Raw genomic sequence first — 18,340 nt, 5'->3', positions numbered from 1 at the left:
CCTTATTGTTTAGCATCATCAGAGCCAAGTTGAGAGTAATAATAGGCAATATCGGAGATGTCTTGTTCGCTCAAAGCATCAGCTTGCTGCTGCATAAGGACAGCGAGTCCCCCTGAACGTTCTCTAGTTTGATAACTGCGAAGCGAGGTCATGAGATACCCCATTTTTTGACCCCGAAGATTTGGATAGGATTCAATGCTGGATATGCCATCGGCGCCATGGCAGGTCATACAAACTTTTGCTTTCTGTTCTCCAACTTTGAAGCGTTCATCTGCATGAGTGAAAGGAGAAGCACTGAGTGCTCCGAGAAAACAAAGTAAGGGTATGGAAGAGACATATTTACCCATGACACAATTCCTTATGTGGCCTGTGTGATAAAGCTACTGCGTTACTTCAACTTTATTCGTCTATCTAAAATCTAGCCGATTCAGTACGTTGTTAGTGTTGAATGGCACTCGAGGGTGCCAAGAAACGTTGCTCTAGTAACTCCTACGCCTACTTGTACGGTATGGCGCAATAAATGGGGCAAACTTTAGTTGTCTCTAAAACATAGGAAGGGTAAAGCGGATATTCAAATATTGATAGGGATTAAATCGCCTTCGCAGTTGACGAAGGCGAATGGATTTTAGGCAAACAAGGTGTTTTTCAACTCAGCAAGAGACGTTACTTCGTAATGAGGTGCAATACCTTCTGGTCGCGGATGACCTTGTGTATTTAACCAACAGGTTTCAATACCAAAGTTAAGCCCACCGAGTACATCGGAATCAGGGTTATCACCAACCATCAATATCTTTGATTTACTCGGGAGGCCCATTAATTGGTGGGCGTGCTGAAAGATACCATGGTCAGGCTTAGCCACACCTACTTCTTCCGAGATAACCACATGCTCGAAGTAGTCACTTAATCCAGTACGCTCAAGACGAATCGCTTGCAATTCCGTAAAACCGTTGGTGATGATGCCAAGTTTGGCTTGACCATTTAATGCATCGAGTAGCTCTTTCGCTCCCGGCAGCAAAGTACAAATATCAGCCATGGCTTCTAAAAATGCACTGTTCATTTCTAGCGGAGTGATACCAAGCTTAGTCGCCCAACCTTCAAAGCGAATATGTTTGAGTTGTTCTGCGGTGATTTTTCCGTCTTGGTAATCAACCCATAATGGTTTATTAACCAACTGATACTCTTCGTAATCATCACGAGAGAAGTTTACGCCAAAACGTTCAAACATTAGTTTCATACCACCAAAAGAATCAAAGTGGAACAAGGTTTCGTCGGCGTCAAACAAGATCCAATCGTACTTCATTTTTTGTTTTCCATTCTATTTACCGCGAGATTATATACCTAACTCAACTCACGGTGCATCTTGAGATTGTCACTCTCCGTGATAGACTTCGAATACATGCATGCTATGCATAGATTAATTCACAAAATGTCATTTGAGTCATTCAAACCAGATCATTACACTTCGCGCTCTTTTTAAACCACTATTGAGCGTCATGTTTTCACAATCCATTTTTGCTCAACTCGTGAGAATGTTGTTGCTATTGGTTATCACCCTAACCGCAGTGCACCACTCTCCTGTATTGCTGGACCTTATTGCAAAACAGGCAGTGCATACTGGGTGCCACCAACAGAATCCAACCGATCCTATGGATCATTCTCATCACCATCATTAGAGCGTAATTATTAATGAGTATTTTTCGTTTTCCCCCATTAGTTTGGTTGGGTATCGGCATCTTGATTGTCAGCTTGGGTATACGACAGTCATTCGGTATTTTCATGATGCCTATTTCCGAGCACTTCGAAACTGGGCGAGAGTTCTTTAGTTTTGCGATCGCATTGCAAAACCTTTTGTTTGGCCTTTTCCAACCCTTTGTCGGGATGGCTGCAGATAAATGGGGTTCAAAACGCATTATTCTAATCGGTGCTATCGCCTATGCATTAGGTCTCTATCTGACCTCAATAACGAATGAAGCCAGCGTTCTTTATCTATCACTAGGTGCGCTTGTTGGTCTAGGTTTGAGCGCGACAAGCTACGTCATCATTCTAGGAGCAGTCGCGAAAGTCGTGCCGGCGGAACACGCCGCAAAAGCATTTGGCTTAACTACAGCGGCCGGATCATTCGGTATGTTTGCCATGATCCCAGGTGCTCAATTAATGTTGGATGACATGGGTTGGCAAGGTGCATTACAAGGTTTTGCTGCGTTGTGCACTCTGATGGTTGCGTTTTCACTATTTATGAAATCCTCACGTCAAAATAACGCAGGTAAAACACCGATTGAAGACAACGAGCTAACGCTAAAACAAGCACTAAAAGAAGCATTTCATCACAAAGGTTATTGGTTAATTCATGCTGGCTTCTTTGTTTGTGGCTTTCATGTGATGTTTATTGCTACGCACTTGCCAAGTTATCTTGCCGATAAGAACCTGCCAGCAAACAGCGCAGCCCTTGCGCTCGCCTACGTCGGTATTTTCAATATCTTTGGTTCGTATTTTTGGGGGCTAATGGGTGACAAGTACAGTAAACGCCATGTTATGTCGATGCTGTATTTATTTAGAACAGTGGTAATTGCTGCTTTCGTTTCACTTCCCGTGACAGAGTACACAGCGGCGTGGTTTGGCGGTGCGATTGGCTTCTGCTGGCTTGGCACAGTTCCACTTACTTCAGGTTTAGTTCGTCAGATTTTTGGTGCTCGCTATCTTTCTACTCTTTACGGCTTGGTGTTCTTCACGCACCAAGTGGGAAGCTTTTTAGGTGCATGGGCTGGCGGTCGAATTTACGATTACTATGGTTCTTACGAACCGATTTGGTGGTCGACAGTAGTCCTTGCCTTTGTAGCAGCACTGATTCACTTACCGATAAATGACAAGCCATTACGCGTCGCCGCTACCGCTTAATTGAATAAAAAAAGCCCCTCTAACAAGAGGGGCAACAGTACCATCGCTTATAGTTATAGTGATATGCCAGTAAATTCGGGTCACTCGCTAATTGTTTGATTCAATGGAATCGCGCGATAACTGGAAATTGTGTTCAAATGCGATTAACCGAAGTCGCCATTTACATAACCTTGAGTACGGTCATCCGCTGGGTTTGAGAAAATAATCGGTGTTTCATTATGCTCAACCAGTTCTCCCATTAGGAAAAATGCCGTGCGGTCTGAGATACGACGTGCTTGCTGCATTGAGTGAGTCACGATAACGATGGTGTAGTCTTTCTTAAGCTCTTCCATCAACTCTTCAATTTTATGTGTCGCAATAGGGTCAAGTGCCGACGTTGGTTCATCCATCAGAATGACATCTGGTTCCATTGCAATAGTACGTGCAATACACAGACGTTGCTGCTGACCACCAGATAAACCAAATGCATGTGACTTAAGGCGGTCTTTCACCTCATCCCAAAGTGCGGCACCGCGCAAAGAGCGCTCTACCACCATATCAATGTGCTTCTTATCTTTGATGCCTTGAGCACGCAGACCATACGCCACATTCTCGTAAATACTCATTGGGAATGGGTTTGGTTTCTGGAAAACCATACCTACTTTAATGCGAAGGTCAGCCACATCGATATTGCCATAGATGTCTGTACCATCCATTTCCAGCGAGCCGGTGATTTTCACACCTTCGATCAGATCGTTCATACGGTTTAGACAACGTAGTAACGTTGATTTGCCGCAGCCAGAAGGACCAATCAACGCCGTCACTTGGCGAGTTGGAATCGGTAGGTTGATCGATTTCAGTGCTTGGTTTTCACCGTAGAAAAGGTCTAGGTTTTCAATATTAAATTTGTTCATAGTCTTAATCTCTAAATTCTTTATCGTGCAATGTCGTCATGTATGGAGTGGCGAGGCTCTTTGTGTTCTGGCTTTGCCACTCGACATCAATAATCTCTGTTAGTACGTTGCTGTATTGAAGCGGCTAGCGATAAGCTTAGTCAGCATATTGATAAGTAGTACAACTACAATCAATACCGTTGCTGTGCCATAAGCTTGATTCCACTCTTCTATTGTGAACAGTTCCGTTGTGAGTTTATAAAGGTGAACCGTTAGTGTACGACCTGAATCCATCAATGAATCAGGAATACGTGCCACCATACCAGCCGTTAGGAACACTGGGGCAGACTCACCAATTACACGACCAATACTAAGAATGACCGAAGTTAAGATACCTGGCATTGCGCTTGGCAAAATAAGGCGCCAGATAGTGTAGATTTTTGAAGAACCAAGAGCGTACGAACCTTCACGATAAGTTTGTGGTACGGCCATCAATGCTTCTTCTGTAGTACGGATAATAACTGGCAGGATCAAGATACTCAGTGTTAATGCACCGGAAAGAATCGAGAAGCCAAAACCAAGAATAACCACAAAGAACGTCATACCAAACAGACCGAAGATAATCGACGGAATGCCAGCCAACGATTCAGTACAGAATCGAATGACCTTCACTAACTTACTGCCAACTTTCGCATACTCCGTTAAGTAGATTGCGGTCATGATGCCTAGCGGTGCAGCTACCGCAATCGAGGCGATAACCATGTAAATGGTTGACACAATCATCGGGAAGATACCGTGCTCATCGCCAGTACGCGTATAGTTATCGGTAATAAAGCTCCAGCTTACGTGTTGAAGACCATTTGAAAGGATGTACCAAATAATCCAGAACAAGAAACCCACGGTAAGTGCAGCAGCGGCCCATACGAATGCATTCAGAACCGCGTCTTTATTTTGGCGCGCTTTTTTTAGTTTAACTGTATCCATAATGATTACTTCGCTTTCTCACGGTTCAGGTAAAGTAGTGCAGCGTTTAGCATCATGATAAACACTAATAACACTACGCCAGTCGCATACAATGCATTAGCGTGAACACCACTTGCGTAAGACATTTCGATCGCAATGTTTGCGGTTAGAGTACGCGCTGAGTCGAGGATACTTCCCGGCATCGCAGGCGCATTACCCATGACCATAATGATTGCCATGGTCTCACCAAGTGCGCGACCAATACCTAGAATCACACCCGTCATAATGCCCGAGCGAGCAGCCGGTACGAGTAGTTTGAAAATGGTATAAATCTTTGAAGCACCAAGTGCTAGTGAACCTTCTTTATAGGTGCGAGGCACTGCACGAATCGAAGTTTCAGATACGGTAATTACCGTTGGAAGAATCATCACACCCAACACAATGATACCCGCAAGAATCGTGTTACCCGCAGGAACATTAAAGATTTGCTGAATCAAAGGAACAATGATGACTAGACCGAAGAAACCGTAAACAACCGAAGGGATGCCTGCCAATAGTTCAACTGCAGGGCGGATAATGTCCGCCAAACGCTTCGGGGCAATTTCTGCGATAAAGATAGCCGTTAGTACACCTACTGGAACACCGACGACAACCGCACCGAGAGTAGAAACCACCGACGCTACAATCATAGTAGCAACACCGTAAAGTGCTGGTGGAAGCCAGTTTTGGCCTAAAACAATGCCAGAGACGCCCACTGCTTGGAAAGCAGGAAGACTTTCTTTGAAGATAAAGTAAGCAATAACCGCTAGCGATACGATACCGATGATTGCACTGGTAAGGAAAAGTCCATGGAAAATTCGTTCTTTCCAATCCACTCGTTTTTGAGCCTTAAGGCCGCTGCCACGAGTTACGGACTGAGTCGCTTCATTACTCATAAGCTTCTCACTATTTGTTGCGATGGTCATAATTAATTTCTACTCGTCGAAAGTTCGAGTTAGACATATAAAAGGCTCAGCCCTAAACGGTGGGCTGAGCAAGGTATTCAATATTTACTGGTAGAGATTAGTTTACTGAGATGTAACCTTTCTTCTCTACGATTGCTTGAGCTTCGTCAGTTAGCATCCAGTCAAGGAACTTCTGAGCTTCAGCAGATGGCTTACCTTGTTGGTAAAGCACTAGGAAAGGACGAGCTACTTTGTATGAGTCGTTCTTAACATTGTCTACAGTCGCTGGCGTACCATCGATTTCTAGAGCGTGTACAGAAGTATCAACCGTACCTAGAGAGATGTAGCCGATTGCGTATGGGTTGCTTGCTACCATAGTCTTTAGTGCACCGTTACCGTTAGCAACTTGAGCACGCTGAGAGATAGCCGTTACTTTCATGCCGTTGATTTTTTGCTTAAGGCTCATGATGTCTTCAAATGCGCCACGTGTACCAGAAGCTGTATCACGAGTGATAGCTACGATAGGCTTGTCTGCACCACCAACTTCTTTCCAGTTGCTGATTTCGCCTTTGTAGATTGCAGTTACTTGCTCAGACGTTAGACCTTTTAGGTCATTCGCTGGGTTAACAACAACTGCGATACCGTCGCGAGCAACAACTTCTTCTACTAACGTTGCTTGTTTTTCATCTTCTTTTAGTGCACGAGAAGACATACCCATGTCTGCTGAGCCATCTTTAGCTGCACGTACACCCGCAGAAGAACCTGGTCCTTGTACTTCAATGAAAACATTTGAGTTTGCTTTCATATATGTTTCAGAGAAAACTTCCATCAGTGGAGTTACGCTGCTAGAACCTACCGCAGAGATAGTTTCTTTAGCTGAAGCTGGAGTCACTGCTAGTGCGCCTAGTAGAGCGATTGCACCGATAACTGTCTTTTTCATCACAATTTCCTTTATTGGCTTGATTGCCGAGTTTCATTTGAACGCTGACAAGATTAGTGCCCGAATATGACAGTTGTGTTTCACTTAGTTGAAAGGTGTATGACAAATGACAAAAACGTTGAGAGGAGCAATTGGGATAAGATCACTAAAAAATCAGTAAGTTAGTGATAGATTTGATTGTAAAACCAAATATGACGACAAAATTATTTCGATTATATGACTGTCATATAACTGAGGTTTTCAGTTTGAATAGGATAAAAAAAGAGCCTTGATAAGGCTCTTTAGTAGAAATGATTGATTAAGCGTCTTCGGTTGGCTTCGGCTTTTTCTTAGGAATAAAGACCGAATCACCCACCGCAACATTTTTGTAGAACGTTTTGTCGCGTTGTGCCGGCTTCTTAGTCGTCGCTTTCTTCTGTTGAGGTTTACCTTTAGTAGCAGTCGCTTTTTTGTTAAACGCAGGCTTCTTAGGTCTAAAGCCTTTGAACTTACCTTTAAGCCCTTCTAGCTCAGAGAAAGTCAGGTCTTGTTGTAAGAAGGCTTCAACACGTTTAAAGCTATCCCAATCTTTAGGGCCCACGAGAGATACCGCATCGCCCTTGTTACCAGCACGACCTGTACGACCTACTCGGTGTACGTATTCTTCCGTATGTTTTGGCATATCAAAGTTAATTACGTGCGTTACGCTCGCAATATCGATGCCACGCGACGCCACATCGGTAGTCACTAGGATCTTAAATACATGGCGCTCAAATTGACTCATAATCGCGTTGCGTTGAGTCTGATTAAGATTCCCACTTAATGCGACCGCTTTAAGCTTCTTCTCATTGAGCCATTTTGTAAGACGTTCCGTATCGACACGTGTCGCAGTAAAGATGATGACTTGCTTATATTCTGCTTGCTCAAGAATGCGTTCTAGAATCGCTTCTTTATGATCAAGGTGATCACATAGATAGAATTTCTGGGTAATGTCTTTGTGCTCTTCATTCGATACACCAATTGCAATTCGTTTTGGCGCATCTAACATCTCAGCTGCAATATCATTTACTTCAGCATGGTCAAGTGTTGCTGAGAACATCAACGTTTGGCGACGACGGTGTTTAGCCGCGTTATGAATGCGACGTAGTTCTGGTGCAAAACCAAGATCTAGCATGCGGTCAGCTTCATCAAGAATGAGTGTATCTAAGCCATCAAGGAATAGAGAGCGGTGCTCAAGGTGGTCAGCTAAACGTCCTGGTGTCGCGACGATAAATTTTGGGTAACGACGCAGCGCTTTTACTTGATCGTTAAAGTTCTCACCACCTAAGATCAGTGTGGCATCATAAGATAGGCCACCAAGCATCGATTTTAGTTCGCCATAAACTTGCTTCGCCAATTCACGTGTTGGTGCAAGAATAACAGCACGAGGATCTCTTGCTGAGAACGCTTTGCTCTTGAGCGCTTTATGGAGCATCGGCAATACAAATGCCAAAGTCTTGCCAGAACCAGTCTTCGAAGATGCCAACAGATCCTTTCCAGCAATAGCTACTGGAATAGCTTGCTTTTGAATATCAGTCGCTTTCTTAAAGTCATAATGACTTAAGTTCTTCAGTAGTCGGTTATCAAGGCCAAGTTCTTTAAATTGCAATGCGTGTACTCCTAAAAGGTCGTGCAGATAAAAATGAGCGCGCATAATACCTGATAATTGTCATGGTAACCAGCAATGTCAGTAACCCAGAAATTTGCGTCCCCTTGCTTCATTGTAGGAGATGTCCCACTTAATATGGCCCAAATTCTGCTTTCATTAGATAAAATCTGACGATACAGTGACTTATCGTGTTCTCGCGTTATAATTTTGACAGAGATCACATTATCCTATGCCAAATTATTCTCATAATTAAGAAAGAGGAAGTTTAACCGCAAAATCGCGTAATTTTTTGGTTTTTCTGACTTTTAAATAATTTGCGTTCTTAAAATTAGGCACTAAACTCAAAAATAGCCTCAATGCGATGAATTAAGTAGCAGGGCTGTTTTAAATACTAAATCCTGAAGGAGCTTATAATGAAGAAAGTTTTAATTGCAGCAGCAGCGTCATCAGTTCTACTACTAGCTGGTTGTGCATCTGGTCCAGACGAAGCAACAACAGCAAAAATGGATGACCTAAGCAACCAAGTAAGCCAACTAAGCTCTGACGTGCAAGCACTGAAGAACGAAGTTCAAATGGGTAACAAAAACGCAATGGCTGCTCAAGAAGAAGCTGAGCGTGCAAACGAGCGTATCGACAACATCGCTCAGTCTTACACTAAGTAAGCAACAAGAATACTAAGAAAAACACCCGCTTGATGCGGGTGTTTTTTTATATCTGTAAATGGACCTGTTATTCTAAGTCATCCATAGCCGGTACAACTTCAATCGGCACACCATTTTGTGCTAACACCGCCGCGCGAGCAATTCGGTCATTAATACCGTATTCGTCAAGCCACCACGTCAACTCTTGTGGTATGTCCATTTCCTTTTTAGTTCCGTCACTGCGGGTCAAAGGTTCGTGCGCTTCAATAAACACGCTTCTGTCTGGCTCTAATGCGATCTTTATAGGCTCATCAATGATTCTTACTTGCATACCTACTTTCGCTTGGTGGAACAACCAATCAATGTCTTTTGGGTCCATTCGAATACAACCAGCGCTTACCCTCAGACCAATACCGAAGTCTTTGTTAGTACCATGAATCAAGTAAGAACCTGTCCCGTACGCGAGTCTCATCGCATAGTCTCCGAGTGGGTTTTCCGGACCAGCGGGAACGACTTTAGGTAGCTCGACACCTTTGGCTAAATACTCTTTACGAATTGAAGTAGGCGGCGTCCAAGTTGGAGCCTCTCTCAATTGGCTGATTTTCGTTGTCATTTCCGGTGTATCTTGACCAATTCGACCAATACCTACAGGAAAGATGTGAACCAGATTTTTGTCAGGTTCAAAATAGTACAACCTCAGCTCAGCCAAATTGATCACGATGCCTTTATAATCGACATGCGGCAAAATAGCCTGACTGGGAATAGTCAGAACGTAGCCTTCTTTGGGTAAGAAAGGATCCACACCCTTGTTTGCTGCCATTAGAGACAGAAAGCCAACATCATACTGCTTAGCAATATCAGACATGGTTTCCCCAGCCACCACACTGTGATACTGCAACGTTCCCACCATATTACTCCCGTCAGTCGGAAGGTTGTAGGTGGCGGCACTCAACCAGTGTGAAAAGCCCAAACAGGCGGCTAAAAGGGTTTTACGTAACATCAATGTTGGTCCTTTGCATCTTTATACAAAGCTAAGGTTATATCTCTTTGTATCTTATGATCAACTATCGGCTGCGGATAATCGACATTCTCGAACTCATTCCAAAGCCAAGGCTTGTGAATAAATTTGTTAGGGACCGAGTTAAGCTCAGGAATCCACGTTCTTATGAACTCGCCATTAGCATCGAATTTTCCCCCCTGACTTATTGGGTTAAAAATACGAAAATAGGGTTGCCCATCACAACCTGTAGATGCGCACCATTGCCATCCACCATTGTTGGCAGCAAAGTCACCGTCAATGAGTTGTGTCATAAAGTACTGCTCCCCCAACCTCCAATCTAAATGCAAATCTTTAGTTAAAAAACTGGCTACTACCATTCTCAATCGATTGTGCATCCACCCTTTGGTATTAAGCTGACGCATAGCGGCATCAACGATTGGATAACCTGTTTTTCCCTCGCACCATTGCTTAAAATGATCAAGCTTTCCTGTCCACTTCAGGTGTTTCTCCCATGATAAGTATCCGTGATGTTTACAAAGCTTGGGTTCGAAATAGATAAGGTGTTGGTAAAATTCTCGCCAGATCAGTTCACTCAACCATGTCTCGGCACCAGTTGATAACGAAGTGTTGGCTGCATCATACTTAAGCCTAGCAACACATTGGCGAGCCGATATTGCCCCAATGGCGAGATATGGACTTAACATACTTGTGCTGTCCAATGCAGGAAAGTCCCGCTCGGCTTGGTAGAGGTTCGCTTTGTCAGCAGAGAAGTCTCGCAGCTGCTGGATGATCTCATGGCTGTCTACAGACCATCCTGAGCTATCTCTCGTTGGATACGAAAATGAGGAACTGGAGTCGAACAAGAGGTTGGCAGGCGCCGTAACTAGTGCGGATACCTGTGGCTTACGCACGATAAATTCACCAACGATTTTTAACCACGCTTTTTTAAAGGGAGTAAAAACCTTAAAGTAATCCCCTTTTTGATTGAGTACCGAACCGGGTTTTAAAATACACTTGTCATCAAACGCCCTTACACGCCATTCTGTCCCTGCTATCTCTAACAGTTCCTGAATTCGGTTAGCTTCATTAATCTCGTAATCACGGTTCAAAAATACCTCTTGCACATCAAATTGATGACAAATTTCGGCCAACCAAGTATTCGCAGCAGCATAATCTTGAGCTTCTTGGTAGATGAGAGGCACATTGATTTGTTTTAGCTCACTTTGCAAAACAGTCAGGCGTCGCCAAATTAAATCAGCTTGAATGGGTGAGAGCGAATGACTTTTCCACTGTTCTGGGGTAGCAACAAACGCTGCAATAACAGGGGTTTCACCATCTATTGCTTCTATTAACGCCGTATTATCTGTGACGCGTAGGTCTCGATTGAATAGAACTAGCCTCATGATTCGGCTCCTTTGCGCACGTCTATTAAATGGGCAATAACCGGGGAAACTTGAATATTGTGACCATCTCTTTGTAGTGCATCCACAATGGTATCGAGCTGCTTATCAGGTAATGACTTTTGTGCAAAGACATAGACTGCTTGATACTGCGCCACATCCGTGAACAGTGTACTCATCTCCTCCACCCCATCTAAAAAAACAACACTCTCACCCTGTTCTACCAACTGAGCGTAGTAAAGCCACGCAAATATGTTTCCTGTTTCATCCAAACTCACCATTAACTTATTTAAACGGTGACCACGTTTACTCTCTGAGTTAACCATTAAGCTCAGATGCTTAATAAACATCGTTTTGAACAAAGCAAGCTGCAAAGAGCGGGGGCCAAGCTTTAAGAAGTGGATAGCACCCAAAATGGGAATAACGAATTTTGATTCTACAATTGTCAGTGGATACTCCTTGAGTACCATCGCGATCAAGCGATCGGTTTTTCCCCCGTCTAGCCCAGCTAAACTATCCAATGTCTCTGACACTTCTTCCAATTGATTAGCGTCTTCCACTGCACTCGAAACTACTTCAGATTCCAATAAAGACTTTACCTTACCGATAGAAACGCCCTTATTTAACCAACTCTGGATGGTTTTAATCTTTTCGAGGTCATCCGCGGTGTATACCCTATGGCCCTTTTCAGTGCGAAGCGGCTGAACCAAATTGTAACGACGCTGCCATGCTCGTAATGTCACAGGTTTAATACCAGTCAAATCTGCTATTTCTCTGATGGCATATCGTTTTTCATTACAGCCCATATCGTAAACGCATCTCTTCTGGATGTGGTTGAAGGAAGATTTGACTTGCCAAGTAATCATCTGGGTAAGCATTCAAGTAGTGTTTCAACAACGTTAGTGGCGCTAAGATGGGTAATAGTCCAACACGATAGTCATCAATGACCTTCGCAAGTTCCGCTTTTTCATCTTTGTTGAGGGAACGTTTAAAATAGCCTTGAATATGCATCAATACATTGGTGACATTCTTTCTACTGGCTCTATTTCTGAGAGCCTCCATCAAGCCGTTGCGGTAAGCTGTGTAAAATTCACTTGGTGTATACTCGCTTTGCTTGGCAACAAGTCGTCCAAGAGATTTATAAGCACTAGGTTCGTGAGCCATCAACGTAAGCTTGTATCGAGAGTGAAATGCAACGATTTTTCCAGGAGTCGGGTTGCCCTCCATTGAGCGATAGAAGTCTTTCAAGCTGTATACGCGAGATATGAAATTCTCTTTTAACACAGGATCGTTCAATCGTCCGTCTTCTTCCACTGGTAGCCATGGCATTTGTTCCATCAGGTGCTTAGTATATAAGCCGACTCCATCAGTGGATGCGTGACCTTTGCTGTAGACTTTCACGCGCTCCATCCCGCAACTTGGGGATTTAGCGCAAACTATATAGCCGCACATCTCCGTATCTTTTATTTCGGATACTTTCTCCCGAGAAAAGCGCATCATGCCTTCGGTGTGGTCTCGCGTGCTATCTTTCGTATCTACCAAAGCAATGCGCTCTTCATTCGTCATCAATCGAATGGTTGGTCGCGGCACTGGCAGGCCCATGCCTACCTCAGGACATACAGAAACAAAGTCAAAGTAGTCTGCTAATTCTTTGTTAACGTAACTGCTTTGCTTATGACCGGAGTCAAAACGAACTTTCTCTCCTAATAAACAAGAGCTAATACCCACTACGATTGTGTCTTCCATGTTGAATCCCTCGCTTCGCTAAACTGACTGGCTTTTCATTTGTGATTAAGTAAGTGATACAAAATTCTATCTTGTACAATTGTATGCATCGCACAGCAATTTGGTTCACTTCTCCACGAAAAATTTTCTCATCGAGTAATTTTTTCAGAAAAAATCGATTGCCTAACCACTTTCAACAGATTTAGTTATCATTAACTGCCTTTTATATAATTACCGACAAAAATGTGATTAAAATCTCATAGAGCACCGATATATCGTTATAAAATCCCCATCAACGACGAACAACACGTTCAACAGAATTAGTTAAAACTTTAGGAGTGATACAATGGCTACCCCACACATTAATGCTAATCCAGGTGATTTCGCGGAAACTGTACTAATGCCAGGTGACCCACTTCGCGCGCAATATATCGCGGAAACTTTCCTTGAAGACGTTGTAAAAGTGTGTGACGTTCGCAACATGTTTGGCTTCACAGGTACTTACAAAGGCAAAAAAGTGTCTGTCATGGGCCACGGTATGGGTATCCCGTCATGCTGCATCTACGTTCATGAGTTAATCAAAGATTACGGCGTGAAAAATGTTATCCGCGTTGGTAGCTGTGGTGCTGTACGTGACGACGTTAACCTTATGGACGTTGTCATCGGCATGGGTGCATCAACGGATTCAAAAGTGAACCGTATCCGTTTTAACGATCATGACTTTGCTGCCATCGCAGACTACGGCCTACTTGAAGAAGCGGTAAAACAAGCGCGCTTACAAGAAGTACCAGTAAAAGTGGGTAACATTTTTTCTGCGGATCTTTTCTACACTCCAGAAGCAGACATTTTCGATAAAATGAAGCATCTGGGTATTCTTGGTGTAGATATGGAAGCAGCGGGTATTTACGGTGTAGCTGCTGACCTAGGAGCTAAAGCTCTGACTGTACTAACGGTATCTGACCATATTATCCGTGGTGAGAAACTAAGCTCAGAAGACCGTCAAAAATCATTTAATGACATGATGGTTGTAGCGCTAGAGACTGCAATCAACATTTAAAGAACAAAGCCAGCTCAATGCCTGAATGAGCTGGCTTTTCTTTGCCAAGGAATCGACCGAACCATAGGGGGTGAACGTGTCAGAAGGCAGACTGCCGTTAGCCGCAAATGGATTACAGCTCAATTTTTGTAAAACATTGGCGTGTGACAATTTTGGACGAAGTGATGCAAACCTCTATATCCTGCAGCACAGTAATCCTAAACGGCCAGCGATGGTATGCCGAGAGTGTGGCGCGTTTCCCCCCCTACTTAATAACCAAGAAGTTCTTAACGAACTCGATCGCTTAAGCCAACATCACCATGACGGCCTTCCCTCTTGTAAGGACGCTCAATGTGAAAATTATGGCCTGTCCGTTCATACCCATAAAGATCGTTACCACGCTTTTGGCTTTAGCGGTGATCGTCAACGTTACCGCTGTAAATCCTGTCAGGGCACTTTTGTCGATCGTTGGTCTGGAACCAACAAAAAGCTCTCCTTTCAAGAGACACTCTTAGGTTTATTGTTCACTGGCTACTCGGTAAGAGAAATCTGTCGAAAGCTCGAAATCAACCCTAAGACTTTCTATGATCATATTGATCAAATCGCCAGTCGATGCCGACGCAAGCTTGCTGATATTGATGCGAGATGGATTAATCACGCTGATGAGTACCAACTAACATCCAACTATCGGACGCTTCAGCCACTTAGTAACAATGGCGTGTTCTGGTTCGCAACCTGTGACGCTAACTCGGGTTACGTATTGTGTCAGCATACCAATTACTCTGTTGATGCCACGCCAACAAGCTTTACCGATCACAACGCTTTTCAAGTTGACTGCCAAATTGTTCCTTCCGACTACAGTGCAGAAAACAATAGCGAAGTAAATATACCTACCGATGACTTAAAAAGTCGTATCGATGTTAAGTATCAGAACATTCTGGCGCGAAGCAATGTCGAAGATCCTCTCGGTAATTTCGCTGCGTTCAATTATCCGGCCGTCGGAGCGCTGATACGCGCACCTTATACCTCTTATGCGCATTACTTACATATTTTACAGTCGTTAACCGATAGCAAGCGAGTTTCGATTTATATGCCGCAAGATCCGGTATTGCGCTCTGCCGCTCTTACGATTTGCTTGCCTCGTATTCAAGCCGGCACTGTCGACCTTATGTATGTTGAGCAAGATGAAAATTGGGCTGATTCGGAACCATCAGAGATGATCGACGTTGTACTGATGGGGTGGTGGCGCGACCGCTGGGCAGTGACTCAACAACCTTCCGGTGCGAGTAAAGGAATATGTTATTTAGCCGGGAGTAATCCAAATGTTCCTTATTGGTTGAAATCAGCTTCGACCAGACAGATCGATTTTTACCAAGACCGATTCCAATTGCTGTTCGAAAGCTTTATCAACGAACCAAGAAGAAAGCTAAGACCTGCCGGAATTCATCCGCTATTGGATATCTTCAGAGCGTGGCACAACCTTTGTTACCAAGACAAATCTGGTCAAACTGCGGCGCAACGTTTAGGGGTTACCGACTCGCCTATGACACTAAAATGCCTGCTTAGTTAGTAGGCATTTCGATATTATTTTCTGTTTATCCCTGCATTTGATTACAAGAAAAACAGGGAGATTCCTCCCAATGCACATAATGTCCCTAGTACACTTCGTTTAGTCACGCGTTCCCCACGAATCGCGTAAATGATTAGGATAAACAACGGGCTGGTCGCAATCAGTGTTTGGGCAATAGCAGGGTTGGCGTGCTTTAAGGCTACCTGCTGTAACCACAATGCTAAGAATGTTCCTACAAATATCGCGGCAAGCAACCAGGTCCAATTCTTTTTCGACATATCTCGGCTTTGAATAAGAATCGTCGAAAATGGCTTTTTCTCGACAAAGGGAATGATGGCGGCAACCGCCATGACACCAATGACTAATCGAATGAGTGCACCTAGCAATGGAGGGAGATCCCCTTGTACCAGAGCAAAGTGGGAGATCACCACCCCAGAAGCCTGACAGACACTGGCGACGAGTCCATACCCAACACCCTGAAGATTAAGAGCCGAACCGTCACTTTCGTTAGGTTGGAACACAACTGCTGTCACCGCGATAGTAGTAATGATAACGCCTAACCAGCTTTGCAGTTGCAGTGCTGCGCCCAGAAATATAAGTGCGAGAACTCCTGACAAAGGCGGTGCCAAAGATTCCAGCAACAGAGTTTTATTAGCACCGATTCTTTTTAAAGCTGCAAAGTAGGCACTGTCTCCAATGGCTATACCAATAACACCTGAGATACCTAAAACCCATAGATATTTAGGTTCGATCGCGACCTCAGGCATTGGAGTAAATGGCAGAACAATCAACATCATCAATGACGCGATTGATCCTTTAATGATATTAAGTTGTAACGCAGTAAAGTGATGTGAAAACTGGCTGTAAATCCACGTTGCAATCGCCCAAACCATCGCAGCGCCTACCGCAGCTGCTTCTCCAATAAATCCCACTTTCTATCCTTTTAATTACCGCACAGTGTTGTTTAATACATAAATATAACAGATACTTAACTTACCGAATGAACACATTGTTCTCTTCATTACTTGTTAGCAAGGATGCATTATGTTTCTTGATTATTTTGCTCTAGGCCTTCTTGTCTTCGTTGCTCTGGTTATTTTTTATGGAATTATCGTCATTCACGACATTCCTTATGAAATAGCAAAAGAGCGTGACCATCCTCATCAGGATGCCATACATGTCGCTGGTTGGGTAAGCTTATTTACGCTTCACGCAATATGGCCATTTCTTTGGATTTGGGCAACCTTATGGCGTAGTGAACGCGGTTGGGGTTTTCATAAATTAGAAGAAGAGCAACACGATCTTCATCACCGACTCGAACGTCTTATCGATCAAGTTTCCGAACTTGAGCAAGAAGTCACTTATCTTAAAGGCAAGCAATCTAACGCTGCCGTTCAACAACAAGCAGAGGAGAAGTAATCCATGGATTTATTACTTATACTCACTTATGCAGCGCTATGTATTGCCATTTTTAAGATCTTTAAGATTCCTTTGAACAAATGGACAGTGCCTACTGCAGTGCTCGGTGGCGTGGTACTAATCGGTACTCTTATTCTTTTGATGAACTATAACCATCCATTTAGTCAAATCGGTGGACAGTTTTACAGTACTACTCCCATTGTTTCTAGCGTGCGTGGTAAAGTCATTGAAGTCGATGTCGAAGCGAACCAACAGCTTGAGAAAGGCGATGTGTTGTTCCGTATTGATCCAATTCCATTTGAAGCGGAAGTGATTCGTGCAAAAGCCGCGCTTGCAGACGCGGAGCAAGATGTACTTCAACTAGAAAGCGCGTACAAAGCGGCCCAATCTGACACAATCAAAGCTCTAGCCGAGCGCGATAAAGCTGAACGAGAATATGCTCGTTACCAAAAAGGCTTTAAAAAAGGCGCTTTTACGGCGCAACAAGTCGATACTCGCTTGCAAACCTTCAAAGCAAATCAAGCCGCTTTGGAAGCCGCTCAGGCGAAGGAAGAAAGTGCACGTTTAGCGTTTGAGTCGCAAATTTACGGTGAAAACACTACCGTTGCTCAGCTTAAAGCCCAATTGATACAAGCTGAATTCAACCTTCAAGAAACTGTGGTTCGTGCCCCAACAGATGGCTTTGTAACACAGTTGGCTCTTCGCCCTGGCATGATGGCTGTTCCGCTTCCACTCGCTCCTTTGATGACATTTGTCCATACCGAAGAAAATTTCTACATTGGTGCATTTCGTCAAAACTCTTTGCAGCGACTTCAGCCTGGCTTCGAAGCTGAGTTCTTATTTAGAGCACTACCGGGCAAGGTGTTCAAAGGTAAAGTCGTCGAAGTCCTTCCTACAATTCCCGAAGGACAAATTAGCGCTAGCGGCACACTTAGAACCACTCAGAGTTTCAACACCATGGGACGTGCTATGGTGAAATTGGTGATCGAAGATGACATGAGTCAATATGTCCTGCCGACAGGTTCTAACGCAGAAATTGCTATTTATTCAGATAGTTTCACTCATGTTTCTATTATGCGTAAGGTTTTGATACGAATGAAAAGCTGGCAGAATTATCTGTATCTTGATCACTAAATAGATATTTGTATTAGAAACTAGGTACATATTCTCAAGGACACCATATGGTGTCCTTTTTTTGTACTCTAATTCCGACAGAGAAAAGTGAGCTTTAGCACAGTTATAAAAACCCACAAAATTAGTGCGCTTATCTATGATTCAAATCAAAACCAAACATACTACTAAAGGAGT

Annotated in this window: 19 protein-coding genes; 7 read left to right on the top strand and 12 right to left on the bottom strand. The window is 43.7% G+C overall.

Annotation, left to right across the window (positions count from 1 at the left end; genetic code table 11):
- Positions 1-2 precede the first annotated feature (2 nt).
- The gene (locus JKJ11_RS25185) at positions 3-347 is read right to left on the bottom strand and encodes a c-type cytochrome (RefSeq protein WP_006069310.1); all 345 of its coding nucleotides are present in this window, start codon (positions 345-347) and stop codon (positions 3-5) included.
- Positions 348-625: 278 nt separating this feature from the next.
- Entirely contained in the window at positions 626-1,300 is a 675-nt protein-coding gene (gene yjjG / locus JKJ11_RS25180; protein WP_006069311.1) for a pyrimidine 5'-nucleotidase, read from the bottom strand.
- A gap of 193 nt (positions 1,301-1,493) precedes the next feature.
- On the opposite strand from yjjG, the gene JKJ11_RS25175 reads away from it, so the two are divergent.
- Positions 1,494-1,673 (top strand): hypothetical protein, encoded by a 180-nt coding sequence (locus JKJ11_RS25175; protein WP_081411508.1) that lies wholly within the window; start codon positions 1,494-1,496, stop codon positions 1,671-1,673.
- Positions 1,674-1,686: 13 nt separating this feature from the next.
- Entirely contained in the window at positions 1,687-2,895 is a 1,209-nt protein-coding gene (locus JKJ11_RS25170; protein ID WP_006069312.1) for an MFS transporter, read from the top strand.
- A gap of 143 nt (positions 2,896-3,038) precedes the next feature.
- Here the strand turns inward: JKJ11_RS25170 and pstB are convergent, their stop codons facing one another.
- From pstB to JKJ11_RS25145, 5 genes are all read right to left on the bottom strand, one after another.
- Entirely contained in the window at positions 3,039-3,788 is a 750-nt protein-coding gene (gene pstB, locus JKJ11_RS25165; RefSeq protein WP_006069313.1) for a phosphate ABC transporter ATP-binding protein PstB, read from the bottom strand.
- Positions 3,789-3,887: 99 nt separating this feature from the next.
- The gene (pstA, locus tag JKJ11_RS25160; RefSeq protein ID WP_006069314.1) at positions 3,888-4,751 is read right to left on the bottom strand and encodes a phosphate ABC transporter permease PstA; all 864 of its coding nucleotides are present in this window, start codon (positions 4,749-4,751) and stop codon (positions 3,888-3,890) included.
- A 5-nt stretch (positions 4,752-4,756) separates the two neighbouring features.
- Positions 4,757-5,695: a phosphate ABC transporter permease subunit PstC gene (gene pstC, locus JKJ11_RS25155; protein WP_006069315.1), complete on the bottom strand. Its 939-nt coding sequence runs from the start codon at positions 5,693-5,695 to the stop codon at positions 4,757-4,759.
- 97 nt (positions 5,696-5,792) lie between these two features.
- Entirely contained in the window at positions 5,793-6,614 is an 822-nt protein-coding gene (locus JKJ11_RS25150) for a phosphate ABC transporter substrate-binding protein (protein WP_006069316.1), read from the bottom strand.
- Between the two features lie 298 nt (positions 6,615-6,912).
- Entirely contained in the window at positions 6,913-8,286 is a 1,374-nt protein-coding gene (locus tag JKJ11_RS25145; RefSeq protein ID WP_252039515.1) for a DEAD/DEAH box helicase, read from the bottom strand.
- Positions 8,287-8,654: 368 nt separating this feature from the next.
- Here JKJ11_RS25145 and JKJ11_RS25140 point away from each other — a divergent pair, with 368 nt between their 5' ends.
- Complete coding sequence (locus JKJ11_RS25140) at positions 8,655-8,903, top strand: Lpp/OprI family alanine-zipper lipoprotein (RefSeq protein WP_006069318.1); 249 nt, start codon at positions 8,655-8,657, stop codon at positions 8,901-8,903.
- 67 nt (positions 8,904-8,970) lie between these two features.
- On the opposite strand, the gene JKJ11_RS25135 is transcribed toward JKJ11_RS25140, so the two are convergent.
- Genes JKJ11_RS25135 through JKJ11_RS25120 form a run of 4 tightly spaced genes read right to left on the bottom strand, consistent with a single transcriptional unit; the run spans position 8,971 to position 13,028 of the window.
- Positions 8,971-9,882, bottom strand: a complete 912-nt coding sequence (locus JKJ11_RS25135) for a L,D-transpeptidase family protein (protein WP_198558629.1) — start codon at positions 9,880-9,882, stop codon at positions 8,971-8,973.
- Positions 9,882-11,285, bottom strand: coding sequence for a deoxyribodipyrimidine photo-lyase (gene phrB, locus JKJ11_RS25130; RefSeq protein ID WP_252039514.1), 1,404 nt, complete (start codon positions 11,283-11,285; stop codon positions 9,882-9,884). The genes JKJ11_RS25135 and phrB overlap by 1 nt, the downstream gene beginning before the upstream one ends.
- Positions 11,282-12,088: a MerR family transcriptional regulator gene (locus JKJ11_RS25125; RefSeq protein ID WP_286036757.1), complete on the bottom strand. Its 807-nt coding sequence runs from the start codon at positions 12,086-12,088 to the stop codon at positions 11,282-11,284. Before JKJ11_RS25125 ends, phrB begins: the two co-directional genes overlap by 4 nt.
- A complete protein-coding gene (locus tag JKJ11_RS25120; protein WP_006069322.1) occupies positions 12,078-13,028 on the bottom strand; it encodes a YbgA family protein in 951 nt (316 codons plus the stop codon). Before JKJ11_RS25120 ends, JKJ11_RS25125 begins: the two co-directional genes overlap by 11 nt.
- Positions 13,029-13,353: 325 nt before the next feature.
- On the opposite strand from JKJ11_RS25120, the gene deoD reads away from it, so the two are divergent.
- Together deoD and JKJ11_RS25110 are read left to right on the top strand one after the other, a co-directional pair.
- Positions 13,354-14,064 carry a purine-nucleoside phosphorylase gene (gene deoD, locus JKJ11_RS25115; RefSeq protein ID WP_006069323.1) on the top strand — a complete coding sequence of 237 codons (711 nt, stop codon included), beginning with the start codon at positions 13,354-13,356 and terminating at the stop codon, positions 14,062-14,064.
- A 76-nt stretch (positions 14,065-14,140) separates the two neighbouring features.
- A complete protein-coding gene (locus tag JKJ11_RS25110; protein WP_252039513.1) occupies positions 14,141-15,613 on the top strand; it encodes a lactate dehydrogenase in 1,473 nt (490 codons plus the stop codon).
- Between the two features lie 41 nt (positions 15,614-15,654).
- Here JKJ11_RS25110 and JKJ11_RS25105 read toward each other — a convergent pair whose 3' ends face one another.
- On the bottom strand, positions 15,655-16,545 hold the full coding sequence (locus JKJ11_RS25105; RefSeq protein ID WP_006069325.1) for a DMT family transporter: 891 nt from the start codon (positions 16,543-16,545) through the stop codon (positions 15,655-15,657).
- 112 nt (positions 16,546-16,657) lie between these two features.
- Between JKJ11_RS25105 and JKJ11_RS25100 the strand changes: the two genes are divergently transcribed.
- Complete coding sequence (locus tag JKJ11_RS25100; RefSeq protein ID WP_006069326.1) at positions 16,658-17,032, top strand: DUF3302 domain-containing protein; 375 nt, start codon at positions 16,658-16,660, stop codon at positions 17,030-17,032.
- A gap of 3 nt (positions 17,033-17,035) precedes the next feature.
- A complete protein-coding gene (locus JKJ11_RS25095; RefSeq protein WP_006069327.1) occupies positions 17,036-18,166 on the top strand; it encodes an HlyD family secretion protein in 1,131 nt (376 codons plus the stop codon).
- Positions 18,167-18,340: the final 174 nt, after the last annotated feature.

The sequence above is a fragment of the Vibrio sp. SCSIO 43133 genome, from assembly GCF_023716845.1.
In the GTDB taxonomy this organism is placed as follows: Bacteria; Pseudomonadota; Gammaproteobacteria; order Enterobacterales; family Vibrionaceae; genus Vibrio; species Vibrio mediterranei.
The sequence above is the reverse complement of the archived record's forward strand: the minus strand, read 5'-3'. Positions and strand labels throughout refer to the sequence as shown.

Excerpts from the sequence above, each read along its gene's own strand:
- JKJ11_RS25185 (WP_006069310.1), bottom strand. The coding sequence starts at position 347 with ATGGGTAAATATGTCTCTTCCATACCCTTACTTTGTTTTCTCGGAGCA.
- yjjG (WP_006069311.1), bottom strand. The coding sequence starts at position 1,300 with ATGAAGTACGATTGGATCTTGTTTGACGCCGACGAAACCTTGTTCCAC.
- JKJ11_RS25175 (WP_081411508.1), top strand. The coding sequence starts at position 1,494 with ATGTTTTCACAATCCATTTTTGCTCAACTCGTGAGAATGTTGTTGCTA.
- JKJ11_RS25170 (WP_006069312.1), top strand. The coding sequence starts at position 1,687 with ATGAGTATTTTTCGTTTTCCCCCATTAGTTTGGTTGGGTATCGGCATC.
- pstB (WP_006069313.1), bottom strand. The coding sequence starts at position 3,788 with ATGAACAAATTTAATATTGAAAACCTAGACCTTTTCTACGGTGAAAAC.
- pstA (WP_006069314.1), bottom strand. The coding sequence starts at position 4,751 with ATGGATACAGTTAAACTAAAAAAAGCGCGCCAAAATAAAGACGCGGTT.
- pstC (WP_006069315.1), bottom strand. The coding sequence starts at position 5,695 with ATGACCATCGCAACAAATAGTGAGAAGCTTATGAGTAATGAAGCGACT.
- JKJ11_RS25150 (WP_006069316.1), bottom strand. The coding sequence starts at position 6,614 with ATGAAAAAGACAGTTATCGGTGCAATCGCTCTACTAGGCGCACTAGCA.
- JKJ11_RS25145 (WP_252039515.1), bottom strand. The coding sequence starts at position 8,286 with ATGCGCGCTCATTTTTATCTGCACGACCTTTTAGGAGTACACGCATTG.
- JKJ11_RS25140 (WP_006069318.1), top strand. The coding sequence starts at position 8,655 with ATGAAGAAAGTTTTAATTGCAGCAGCAGCGTCATCAGTTCTACTACTA.
- JKJ11_RS25135 (WP_198558629.1), bottom strand. The coding sequence starts at position 9,882 with ATGTTACGTAAAACCCTTTTAGCCGCCTGTTTGGGCTTTTCACACTGG.
- phrB (WP_252039514.1), bottom strand. The coding sequence starts at position 11,285 with ATGAGGCTAGTTCTATTCAATCGAGACCTACGCGTCACAGATAATACG.
- JKJ11_RS25125 (WP_286036757.1), bottom strand. The coding sequence starts at position 12,088 with ATGGGCTGTAATGAAAAACGATATGCCATCAGAGAAATAGCAGATTTG.
- JKJ11_RS25120 (WP_006069322.1), bottom strand. The coding sequence starts at position 13,028 with ATGGAAGACACAATCGTAGTGGGTATTAGCTCTTGTTTATTAGGAGAG.
- deoD (WP_006069323.1), top strand. The coding sequence starts at position 13,354 with ATGGCTACCCCACACATTAATGCTAATCCAGGTGATTTCGCGGAAACT.
- JKJ11_RS25100 (WP_006069326.1), top strand. The coding sequence starts at position 16,658 with ATGTTTCTTGATTATTTTGCTCTAGGCCTTCTTGTCTTCGTTGCTCTG.
- JKJ11_RS25095 (WP_006069327.1), top strand. The coding sequence starts at position 17,036 with ATGGATTTATTACTTATACTCACTTATGCAGCGCTATGTATTGCCATT.